The following is an 11,795-nucleotide window of genomic DNA, read 5'->3' as shown; positions in this document are numbered from 1 at the left end:
GCGTCTTATGATACGCTGATGAAATGAATTTGCGACAGTAAAAACATGATTTTGACAGATTTTTAAATCTTTAAATTAAAAATGTACATTAATAATCCAAACATAAATCTTCCCGAGGACCCCAATACTGTTGTTTGGAAATACCTCGATTTGTCTAAGTTTCTGGACTTGTTGTTGTCACAAAAGCTATTTATGTCCCGATCCGATAAATTTGAAGATCAATACGAAGGCACTTTTAGCGAGCCTACTTTTGAGGAAATAAAAAAACTTTCTATTGACAATCCTGACTTTTTAAACTACTATAAAACACATCGGGAAAAAGTAGCGATTAGCAGCTGGCACATCAACGAATATGAATCATTTGCTATGTGGCAAATTTTCACGCAAAACAGTGAAGGTTTAGCCATTCAATCTACGATTGGGCGTTTACAGCAAGCACTTGGTCCGGAAACAAATTTTAATCAATACATTGGGGAAGTAAATTATATTGATTACAAAAAAGAACACATCCCGTTTGATGATCTATTTTTTCCTTTTTTGTTCAAGCGAAAAAGTTTTCAATATGAAGGTGAAGTGCGCATCATCACGGACATTGGAGAAAGCGATATAAAAATTAATGATGGTTTAAAAATCAATGTAGACATCAATCAGTTAATTGAAAAAATATACATCCATCCCAAATCCGAAAACTGGTATAAAAACCTGGTCATTCAGTTAGTGAAACAACTGGGATTTAATTTTACCATTGAAAAATCAGACTTGGAAAGTGATATTTTGATCTAAAATCAGTGCTTCTAAACGGGCTCATACCCAATTATTTTCCACTCTTTATTGGACAAATCGATATAGTAATAATTCACGACATCTTTTTTATCAAATTCACCATTTTTATTAGTGTCTTCAACGGTCCTAAAATACAAACGATTTTTGGAACCGATCAATTTCCAATCGATCAATTCCTGAAAATCAGGTGACATCTTTGTGAACTTCTTGCCGCTAATCTCACTTAAATACAAGGCCTTAATATCGCTTGTGTCTAGTTTTCCATCTTTATTAGTATCCACATCGACCATCGTATAGACCATAATCTGGTTATTGGTTTTGTCAGCAACGGACTTCAAATACGTCGCTGTTTGAATCAAAACAGGTTTGTCTGTCAATTTCCTGATGGAATCCGAATCTACTTTTTGAAATTTTAAATTTTGCAAAAAACCGGTGATTTCAAATTCACCATAATTAGAAATCGTAAAACTTAAATCATTTACACTCGAAGATCCATATCGCGCTTTAGTTCCTCTTTCACGGATACTTAAATCGGCCACAGGATGAATCAAATAATCCGTCCCTTCCATTTGCAATGGTAAGTCAGCAATTTGTATTTGAGTAGAATCCACTCGGGCAATTACCTTTGCTTTGCTCGTTCCATCGTAAGTTACTTTAGGTTTTTCAACCTCTTCTTTACAACTGGTCAAAAGCAGAACGGCTATTCCTATAAGAGTGATCTGTATTTTTTTCATGATGCTGTGCTTTAAAATTCAAATATAATCATTTTTAAAAAATGACAATCGTATTCCGTTGTCGATTTATCTAATTAAAATAGAGTCCGACTTTTATCTAAAATACGACATATCGCATACTACTATAATTTAGCACTCAATTTCACGTTAAAAACTCTGGCAGTCATGTAATTAGGAATTGCATACTGATTTTTAGAATATACATCGCGAACCCAAGTATTCGTAATGGCATTTTGATTGTCAAAAAGATTAAAAATTTCCAATCCTACCGCCAACTCTTTAAAATCTTTAAACCAACCCGTATTCTTTTTTACTGTTGTGTTATCTATAAAAACTTTAGAAAAACCTACATCCACACGGCGGTAATCATTCAATCGGTTTTGGTATGCATAAGGATCTGCATAAGACGGCGAACCTCCCGGCAGTCCCGTATTATACACTAAATTCAAATACAATTTAATACTTGGAATATTGGGCATATAATCCTGAAACAACAGACCAAATTTTAATCTCTGGTCTGTTGGTCTTGCGATAAAACCCTGGTTATTGCTATTTTCCTCTGTTTTCAAATACCCAAAACTAAACCATGATTCGGTTCCGGGAACAAATTCCCCGTTTAACCGAATGTCTACTCCTTGCGCGTACGCTGTAGCATTATTATTAGTGGCATACCTAATGCGCACATTGTCAATCGTATAGGTATTTACATCCGACAGTGATTTGTAATACAACTCAGATATTAGTTTGAAAGGGCGATTCCACATCGTGAAACTAAAATCATTCCCAATCACAAAATGAATGGATTGTTGCGCCTTGGTATTGGGCTGCACCAGTGCATCTGCATTTCTCAGTTCCCTGTAAAACGGAGGTTGATGGTATAAACCTCCGGAAAGTCTAAAGATCATATCGAGCTGCCAATCCGGCTTTATGGCAAATTGTGCTCTGGGACTAATCGTTATTTGGGATTTACCAATTATAGTAGCACCTGATACTTCCCATTGATGCATCCGGACTCCGGCATTATACCAAACTTCACTCCTGCCAATAGTACTTTTCAAATTCCATTGGCCATAGCCTGAAAATCTATTGATCGAATTAAAATTAGTCGCACGAATGTCTTGGTAGGGCACTAACGGTCCTTTGTAAGGCGAGTAGGGCTGGTCGTTTTTAGGCAAATCAATAACAGGTGGATTCAACGAGAAACCGGCTGAATCGATTACCTCCCACTCTATAATTCGATCCCGGATGGATTCTCGTGTATACTTTATTCCCCATTCAAATTGGCTTTCTTTCCAATCCTGAAATCCTTTTATTTCCGTATTAACAATCAGTGCATCTAAGTCATTTCTGGCATGATTGAGCTGGGAGCCAATTCCTCTTGTAAAAGCGACTTCGCCATAGGTTTCAGAACCAATACTGGAATCCACTTCGCCTAAGCGATATTGGGCAAAAATATCAAAATATTCTTGTTCTAAAGTATGAAAAACAGAACCAATAAATTTCAACGTAAAATTATCCGAAACGTTAAAGGTTGTTTTCACCGCACCGAAATACGTGTCGTACTGATCCTTTTCCTGTCCTTCATAGAAAACAGAAAGACGCATCGGATTATCGATGGTTCCAAAATTAGTTTGTCTGGTTAATGGTTGATACTGGTATTTGTTTTGGGAAATATTACCTAAAAAACTCCATTGCCATTTCGCCGAAGCATTATAATTTATATTGGTTTGAATATCTGCAAAGGAAGGCGTGAAATTTGTTTGTGTTTCCTGGCTATTCACCAGAAGACTGTTGTTGCGATAGCGGACTCCCGTAACCGCAGACCATTTTTTATCCTTGGAAACCACATCTACAGAAAGGCTTCCGCCAAGAAGACTCGCTTCAAGGCTTGCGCCAAATCTAATCGGTTTTCGATACGTAATATCTAAAACCGAGGATAATTTATCTCCAAACTTCGCTTGAAAACCACCCGCTGAAAAATCAACATTTTGCACTAAATCCGTATTAGTAAAACTCAACCCTTCTTGTTGCCCCGACCGAATTAGAAACGGACGATAGACTTCAATTTCATTCACATAAACTAAATTCTCATCGTAATTACCACCGCGTACGGCGTATTGCGTACTCAATTCGTTATTTGAGTTTACTCCCGGCAATGTTTTCAAAATATTCTCGACACCGGCGTTAGCCCCAGGAATTTTTCGGATCATTTCTGGTTCAATTGTAGTAATTCCCTGGATCTGTTTTCTGTTATTTGCCGTTATAATAACTTCTCCCATTTGCTCCTTCCGATTCGTCATTACAGGGTTGAACTCCCTTTCCTCCTTTGGTTCCAATACGAAGGTTACCGTTATTTTTTTTAAAGAAACATGTGTAAAAATAAGCGTAACTTGTTTATTCGCAGGAACTTTTAGCACATAAAATCCATTTTGATTGGAGCTTGTTCCACTACCGGAATACGAAACATTTACGCTTGCCACAGGCTGGTTGTTTTCATCCAAAATCACCCCTTTGATCCTAGCCGTTTGGGCTGCTGCAGTAAGGCTCAGAAGAAAAAAAAAGAATACAGGTAATAATCGATTCGTGCTCAAATGGTTTGGCTTTTATTATTTTTGACTTCTAAAAAAATGCGTTTCAAAGGTAGTTGAATTTCCTACATTATCCGTCACTATCACTTTTAAATCATTGGCGCCTTCAGCAACAATCCCATCACTAAAATAATGAGTAATTTTTCTGGTTTTATTATCATATTCAAACAATACCCATTTTCCGTTCAAATACCCATTGTATGATTTGATGCCTGACAAATCATCGGATATAGAAAGCTGAATCGTTTTTTGTGCACTGATCCATTTTCCTTCTACAGGTGCATTCATGGTGATTTTAGGAGCAACGGTATCAGAAACCAAAGCATATTTGCCCAAAATTTTGACTTTGGTGCTAAATACGTTGTCTTTTCTATATGTCGGATTGTAATTTGTAGCTTTTCCGTCGATTCTGCCAATAAACATTTTCTCTCTTTGCAGTTCCGTAGCTTTTGTGTCTTCAATAGAAACAGTAAAATTACTATGGGCAGGAACGGTGTCATCATGCAACCATAAAATGTCGTTTTTTACATCAAAATTCATATTAAAATCATCGTAAAATGTTCCCGCAGGAAAGAAAACTGACATGTTCTCTAAAGCAAAATTGCTATCTACGTTAGCGTTCACAAAATAATTTGACACCGCAGGTTCCGGGCTTATAACCGTTGGCAATAAATCATATTGAATAGGAATCGCTATTATTTTTTTGTTTCCAAAGAAATCCGACACTTCAATGCGATACAACGAAGCTAAATTTGGCGTTATTTGCAACACACCTTTATTTTCATCGGCTTGAATAATGCTCAAATTATACGGAGTTTTCATAAAAAGTTTCTGAACCCGTTGTTGCGTTTTTTTATATCTGGGATAATCAATCAAAGCATTAATGTAACGCATCTCATCAAAGGAATAGGTGTTGAATTCATACCCAAAATTTGGTTTCCCATTATAAAAGGAGTGCACCTTGTACACTCCGTTAACATTAAACGAGACATCATCACTATCAGAAGCGGAAATACCAAAACCAATCACGCCATTTGCGGTTACTTTATCAGACAGGTAAGTCCCATCTTTTTGTAACGAAACATTGAGAGCTATTGGTCGTTTGGAATGGTTAACTGTTGTTTTTGAATCTAAAGGGTACACGTAAACGGCTGAAACAATTGGTTTTTTAGTGTCTTTTAAATATGTATCGTAGCCAAAAAGCATGGGGTTGATTATGAACTCCGTTTTGGAATCTCGAAATTCAAAATGCAGATGAGGACCTTGAGAAGATCCTGTATTACCAGAAAAAGCGATAACATCCCCGTTTTTAACCTGCATTTCATCGGGTTTAAAAAACATTTCAATTTCAAATGATTCCTCTTTATAATGGTTGTTTTTGATGTAGCTTTCAATGGCACCATTGGCCATTTTTAAATGCCCATAAACGGATGTAAAACCATTAGGATGATTAATATAAATTGTTTTTCCATTACCAAAAGTAGAAATTTTTATTCTGGACACATACCCATCGGCTACTGCATACACCTTAAAACCCTCCTTTTGCTGGGTTCTTAAATCAAATCCTGCATGAAAATGGTTGGGTCGTAATTCTCCAAAATTCCCTGACAATTGCATCGGAATGTCTAATGGAGACCTAAAATAATCTTTGGGATACTCCGCTTGCGCAAAAACAAAGTTGCAAAAAAATACTAAATAAAGAGAAAATTTCATTGTTTACATTTTTGCTAAGGTAAAAAAAAAGTATGCAAAAACAGTTCTAAAAAAAAACAGTTCCTAATCAATTGTTTAACTGTTATTTAACTAAATAAATGCAAAAAAAATAATAAAATATTGCAAAATTAAAAAGGAATACTAACTTTGTATGATTATGTAATGAATTAGAATATATAATGAGTGCAATTGCAGAAATTATTGATACTCTTGAAAATAAAGTTGAAAAACTTTTCATAAAAATGAAAAGTTTGGAACAAAACAATCAAGATTTAAGAAACGAATTAACAAAAACTGCATCTATAATACTAACTCAATCACAACAGATTGAGGCCTTAAAAACGCAGTATGAAACACTCAAAGTAGCGAATGCATTACTAGGCAGTGACGATAATAAAAGAGATACCAAGTTTAAAATAAATTCATTAATTCGCGAAATTGATTATTGTATAGCCCAGCTATCAGACTAATAAAAGATATGGACGAAAAGCTTAAAATTAAAATATCAATTGCAGACAGAGTCTACCCGTTAACGGTTGATCTTTCGCAGGAAGAAGGACTGAGAAGTGCTTCAAAAAAAATTGATAAAATGATAAAGCAATTTGAAGAAAACTATGCCGTTCGTGATAAGCAGGATGTTTTAGCAATGTGTGCCCTGCAATTTGCCTCACAAACGGAACAAAAACAAATTGATAATGCAATTGATGGAGAAGAAACCATTGAAAGAATTAAAAAAATCAATGCGGTTTTAGATCAATATCTCGACAAATAAACGTTCTTTACAAAAACTAAGATACTGCCTACATTAGTTCACATTTGGTAAACTCAACACTAACAATTTAGAATGAGCAAATCATCACTACTAAAGCATGCCACGCCCCGGCGAGGAAACTTGAACAGTGAGTTAGCTCAAAACTTGTCTTTCCGAGTTTATTCAACACAACTAATGTAGGCTTTTTTATTTATAAATTTTAACAAACATGGACAACATATTAACGATTATTATTACGGGAATTATAGGTATTGCAGGCGGTTTTGCCATCGCAAAAATGATAGAAAAAAGCAATATCTCTAACTTGATTAAGAATTCAAAAAAAGAAGCCGCATCGATTCTTAAAGATGCCAATCTTGAAGCTGAAAATATAAAGAAGGATAAAATTCTTCAAGCGAAAGAAAAATTTATTGAATTAAAATCAGAACATGAGCAAGTGATCCTTTCTCGTGATAAAAAAGTCGCTGAAATAGAAAAAAGAGTTCGGGACAAAGAATCTCAAATTTCAAATGAATTATCAAAAGCTAAAAAAGTAAATGATGATTTTGAAGCAAAAACGGTAGAATACAACTCTAAAATAGATATTTTAGACAAAAGACAGGCTGAAGTGGACAAACTTCATAAGAGTCAATTGCAACAATTGGAAGTAATCTCCGGCTTATCCGCAGAGGAAGCAAAAAATCAATTGATTGAAGGACTTAAAGCCGAGGCTAAAAGCAAAGCAATGTCTCACATACAAGACACGATTGAAGAGGCGAAACTTACAGCACAACAAGAGGCTAAGAAAATAATCATCAACACCATTCAAAGAGTTGGAACCGAAGAAGCAGTAGAAAATTGCGTTTCAGTATTCAACATTGAATCTGATGATGTAAAAGGACGAATCATAGGCCGTGAAGGTAGAAATATCCGTGCACTGGAAGCAGCTACAGGAGTAGAAATCATTGTAGATGACACCCCGGAGGCGATTATCCTTTCCTGTTTTGATCCGGTTCGAAGAGAAATTGCACGTTTGGCATTACATAAATTAGTGACTGACGGAAGAATTCACCCGGCTCGTATTGAAGAAGTAGTAGCAAAAACTGCCAAACAAATTGACGATGAAATTATAGAAGTGGGTAAACGTACCGTTATAGACTTAGGAATTCACGGATTACACCCTGAATTGATTAAAGTAGTAGGACGCATGAAATACCGTTCTTCTTACGGACAAAATTTATTGCAACACTCCCGGGAAGTTTCTAAACTATGTGGAATCATGGCAGCTGAACTTGGCTTAAACGTAAAACTGGCTAAAAGAGCTGGTTTATTGCACGATATTGGTAAAGTTCCAGATGCTGAAAGTGATTTACCACACGCGTTGTTAGGAATGCAATGGGCTGAAAAATACGGTGAAAAAGAAGAGGTTTGTAATGCGATTGGTGCTCACCACGACGAGATAGAGATGAAATCATTACTATCCCCGATCATTCAGGTTTGTGATGCTATTTCAGGCGCAAGACCAGGAGCAAGAAGACAAGTCTTGGATTCTTATATACAACGTCTAAAAGATCTTGAGGAAGTAGCGTACGGCTTCAGCGGTGTGAAAAATGCTTATGCCATTCAAGCTGGTAGAGAACTTCGGGTTATCGTAGAGAGCGAAAAGGTTTCGGATGAAAATGCGGCTACCTTATCTTTTGATATTTCACAAAAAATTCAAACAGAAATGACATATCCGGGCCAAGTTAAAGTAACCGTAATACGGGAAACAAGAGCTGTGAATATTGCTAAATAATTTATTCAATTATAAGAAACAAAAAAACTTCTCCATACTGAGAAGTTTTTTTTTGCACTGAAAATACGGTTTTTAAAAATTATTTATCTCTTGGTAATTTTCGTTTTAGGGAACATCAAAATCATAATTACTTTTTTATATCATTTAAATGCGATTATAATTTAGATTTTATTTTTATTCAAACATAGAAAAAGTATCAATTTTATAAAATTTCAACTAAACTAACCCATTGGGTACAATTGTTCAAAACGTCAGTTCGAGTGTTTTTGTAGAGTAAAACGGAACAAAACTTCTCGATACGCTTCGCACTCGAAGTGACGTGTATCGAGAATCGTTATTAATACTAATTTTTTAGTTCTCGATATAATCCCGCCTAAAAGCGGGATCACTCGAACTGACGAAAATTTCCATCAAAAACTAATTACACTCAACAGGTTAAACTAATAAAAATATTACTTTCTTGGGTGAAAAGTATTAAGAACCTGAGTAAGAAATGTTCTGTCAAGGTGTACGTATATTTCCGTTGTGGTGATTGATTCATGACCAAGCATCAATTGTATTGCACGCAAATCAGCCCCGTTTTCTAAAAGGTGAGTGGCAAAAGAATGCCGCAGGGTATGTGGACTAATTGTTTTGTGCAACGCTATGACTGACGCCAAATTTTTGATTATCGTAAAAATCATGGCTCTTGTCAATTGGCTTCCCCTTCTATTTAAAAACAAGGTGTCTTCAAAACCTTTTTTTATATTCAGTTGATTTCGTTTTGTATCCCTGTAGATAATGATGAATTTTTGAGTATAATCCCCTACAGGTACAAAGCGCTGTTTGTTTCCTTTTCCGGTAACTTTTATAAAACCCTCTTCAAAAAACAAGTCGGACATTTTTAATGCCACTAATTCCGAAACCCGAAGCCCGCAACCATAAAGGGTTTCCATCATAGCGCGATTGCGTTCCCCTTCATTAGAGGTCAAATCAATGGCTGCAATAAGAGTATCGATCTCATCAACAGATAAAATATCTGGAAGTTTCCTGCCCGTTTTGGGTGTTTCTATAAGTTCTAATGGATTATCTGTTCGATAGTCCTCAAACATTAAATAACCAAAAAAACTTTTAAGACCCGAGATAATTCGGGCTTGTGATCGGGGATTCACTTCTTTTGAAACACTGTAAATAAACTGTTGAAGTATTTCTTCATCAATTTGAATGGGTGAAACTTCCATTTTATTTTCAGTCAAAAAAAGACACAATCGTTGTACATCAAACGAATAATTTTCTATTGTGTTGTGAGACAAACCGCGCTCAATTTTTAAGTACGATTGATACCTTTTTATGTAAGCAGTCCAATTCATAAACACAAAGTAACACTTTTATTCATTAAAAAACCTTCCAAATTGAGAGGCTTTTGAATGTAACTATGCAAACTTTAGAAATGCAATGCAAAACCCATATTAAATTGAAAATTTGAATCATAAAACGATTTGTTAACCGCATTATTGTAGCGAATACCTGGTTCCATACTTACATTTTTGCCAAGAAAAAAAGCGTATCCTGCTTGAAAACCAATGTAGGCAGGATTTGCATCTGTATCGCCAAAGCCTACACCATTATAGGAAATCTCGACCGGAATTTTACTTTTAAAATAATACTTCAATCCTAATTTATACGCAATTGGGTCCGTGAGAGTACTGACACCATCGTCGCCATAGCCTAATCCCACTTTAATTGCTAAGTTATCTTTAATAAAATAACCCCCTTCAAGCCCTATATTATAGGCGGTAACACCATCAGATGTTTTAAAGTACAAAGAAGTATTGCCTACATTTTGCCCAAAACCTGTATTTGCTTCAATCAATCATTTTCCGTTAGAACCTTGATTTCCTTGCATTTGCAATTCATTTTCTTGAGCTTGAGCAACTAAAAAAGCAAAAAAGGCAATACCGGACAGCATAATTTTTTTCATATTGATTTGTTTTTATTGGAACGAAAGTAGATAATGCTAAATATTTTGTACGATTTTTATGAAAAAAAATAACTTTTAAAATTCACAGTATTTTTCTTCATATAAAAAATACAATTATAAATTTATAAACACACAACACACTCAATTGTAATGTTTTAAGCCAAACCAACTAAGAATAATAATTTAAAAAAACAACTATTATTCCTGTTAACAAAATGTGGACTAGTTTTTGATTAGAGAGAAGACAACAATAATAATCAAACAAAACAGTTTGTAATAAATGTACTCATTAAATTAATTTAAAAAAAAAATTATGAAAAAAATAATTCTTGTTACAGTAGTTCTTCTTGCCGCGTCAGTAGACATGCAAGCACAATTGATAAAGTTTGGGTTTAAAGGGGGTTTAAATTACGCCAATCAATCAGGAACTGATATCACCATCAACAGCGGTAATTATGATAAAGAAGCTATAACGAGTTATCATGCGGGTCTAGTAGCTGAACTGAAATTGACAGATGGTTTTTCGATACAACCCGAATTATTGTATTCCACTCAGGGAGCATCATATAAATATGCGGCTACAGAATTCAAAAAAGAGTTAGGATATTTATCTATTCCAGTGATGGCTAAATTTCATTTCAACAAAACAGTCAGTTTAGATCTTGGCCCTCAGGCCTCATTCCTATTGAGTGAAAGAAGAGAATTTGATGTAAAAAATGCAGAAACTTTTGAATTTGGAGTAGCCGGTGGTTTAACTCTAAATGTAACTAAACACATTTTCCTTCAAGGTCGTTATGTGTTAGGATTAACTGAAGCTTCAAAACAAGCAGAAGTTAAGAACTCTGTTCTTCAAATTTCAGCAGGATTTACATTCTAAAAAAATAAAAAATTAAATTTATTAAAACCGTTCTATAAAGTGGAACGGTTTTTTTATTTTTACAGAAGCAGGAATTATAAAATGAGCGTATCGGAAATGTAATGAAAACCAGATAAGCCACATGGGAATTCGATATTCAAATAAAAAACAAATAGCAACTACTTATGAAAATTAGTATCATCAATGGACCGAACCTCAATCTTCTGGGTCAACGCGAGCCTTCAGTTTACGGAAATCAAACTTTTGAAGAATATTTCACTACTTTACAAATTAAATACCCAGCAATAGCATTTACTTATTTCCAAAGTAACATTGAAGGGGAATTAATTGATAAAATTCAGGAATTTGGTTTTTCATTTGATGGCATAATCCTAAATGCCGGAGCGTATACACATACTTCTATAGGAATTGGCGACGCTGTAAAAGCCGTTACCACTCCAGTGGTTGAAGTTCATATTTCGAATACGTTTTCCCGTGAAAGTTTTAGACATCAATCCTATATTTCTGGAAATGCCAAAGGTGTTATTCTGGGTTTTGGTTTAAAGAGTTATGAGCTGGCAATTCAGTCATTTTTGTAGTATCAAAATAAAATAA

The 11,795-nt window shown here is 34.9% G+C and carries 11 protein-coding genes; 6 read left to right on the top strand and 5 right to left on the bottom strand.

Annotation, left to right across the window (positions count from 1 at the left end):
- Positions 1 to 81 precede the first annotated feature (81 nt).
- Positions 82 to 783, top strand: coding sequence for a hypothetical protein (locus EKM03_RS03775; protein WP_126555863.1), 702 nt, complete (start codon positions 82 to 84; stop codon positions 781 to 783).
- 11 nt (positions 784 to 794) lie between these two features.
- Here the strand turns inward: EKM03_RS03775 and EKM03_RS03770 are convergent, their stop codons facing one another.
- The 3 genes from EKM03_RS03770 to EKM03_RS03760 form a co-directional block, all read right to left on the bottom strand.
- Positions 795 to 1,517, bottom strand: a complete 723-nt coding sequence (locus tag EKM03_RS03770; protein WP_126463194.1) for a hypothetical protein — start codon at positions 1,515 to 1,517, stop codon at positions 795 to 797.
- 122 nt (positions 1,518 to 1,639) lie between these two features.
- Positions 1,640 to 4,108 carry a carboxypeptidase-like regulatory domain-containing protein gene (locus EKM03_RS03765; RefSeq protein ID WP_233584053.1) on the bottom strand — a complete coding sequence of 823 codons (2,469 nt, stop codon included), beginning with the start codon at positions 4,106 to 4,108 and terminating at the stop codon, positions 1,640 to 1,642.
- 15 nt (positions 4,109 to 4,123) lie between these two features.
- Positions 4,124 to 5,818, bottom strand: a complete 1,695-nt coding sequence (locus tag EKM03_RS03760) for a M23 family metallopeptidase (RefSeq protein ID WP_126739893.1) — start codon at positions 5,816 to 5,818, stop codon at positions 4,124 to 4,126.
- A 179-nt stretch (positions 5,819 to 5,997) separates the two neighbouring features.
- Between EKM03_RS03760 and EKM03_RS03755 the strand changes: the two genes are divergently transcribed.
- From EKM03_RS03755 to rny, 3 genes are all read left to right on the top strand, one after another.
- Positions 5,998 to 6,288, top strand: coding sequence for a hypothetical protein (locus EKM03_RS03755; protein WP_126463190.1), 291 nt, complete (start codon positions 5,998 to 6,000; stop codon positions 6,286 to 6,288).
- 8 nt (positions 6,289 to 6,296) lie between these two features.
- The gene (locus EKM03_RS03750) at positions 6,297 to 6,590 is read left to right on the top strand and encodes a cell division protein ZapA (protein WP_126463188.1); all 294 of its coding nucleotides are present in this window, start codon (positions 6,297 to 6,299) and stop codon (positions 6,588 to 6,590) included.
- A gap of 208 nt (positions 6,591 to 6,798) precedes the next feature.
- The gene (gene rny, locus EKM03_RS03745) at positions 6,799 to 8,364 is read left to right on the top strand and encodes a ribonuclease Y (protein ID WP_126463186.1); all 1,566 of its coding nucleotides are present in this window, start codon (positions 6,799 to 6,801) and stop codon (positions 8,362 to 8,364) included.
- 452 nt (positions 8,365 to 8,816) lie between these two features.
- Here the strand turns inward: rny and xerD are convergent, their stop codons facing one another.
- Positions 8,817 to 9,713: a site-specific tyrosine recombinase XerD gene (gene xerD, locus EKM03_RS03740; protein ID WP_126555869.1), complete on the bottom strand. Its 897-nt coding sequence runs from the start codon at positions 9,711 to 9,713 to the stop codon at positions 8,817 to 8,819.
- Positions 9,714 to 9,787: 74 nt separating this feature from the next.
- Positions 9,788 to 10,216, bottom strand: a complete 429-nt coding sequence (locus tag EKM03_RS03735) for a porin family protein (protein WP_231507397.1) — start codon at positions 10,214 to 10,216, stop codon at positions 9,788 to 9,790.
- Between the two features lie 421 nt (positions 10,217 to 10,637).
- Between EKM03_RS03735 and EKM03_RS03730 the strand changes: the two genes are divergently transcribed.
- Both EKM03_RS03730 and aroQ read left to right on the top strand, forming a co-directional pair.
- A complete protein-coding gene (locus EKM03_RS03730) occupies positions 10,638 to 11,201 on the top strand; it encodes a porin family protein (RefSeq protein ID WP_126463181.1) in 564 nt (187 codons plus the stop codon).
- A gap of 164 nt (positions 11,202 to 11,365) precedes the next feature.
- Positions 11,366 to 11,779: a type II 3-dehydroquinate dehydratase gene (aroQ, locus tag EKM03_RS03725; RefSeq protein WP_126561672.1), complete on the top strand. Its 414-nt coding sequence runs from the start codon at positions 11,366 to 11,368 to the stop codon at positions 11,777 to 11,779.
- Positions 11,780 to 11,795: the final 16 nt, after the last annotated feature.

Origin of the sequence: Flavobacterium sp. GSP6 (assembly GCF_003984855.1) — a bacterium.
Classification (GTDB): domain Bacteria; phylum Bacteroidota; class Bacteroidia; order Flavobacteriales; family Flavobacteriaceae; genus Flavobacterium.
Note: the sequence above shows the minus strand (reverse complement) of the source record. Positions and strands in the feature narration are given on the sequence as shown.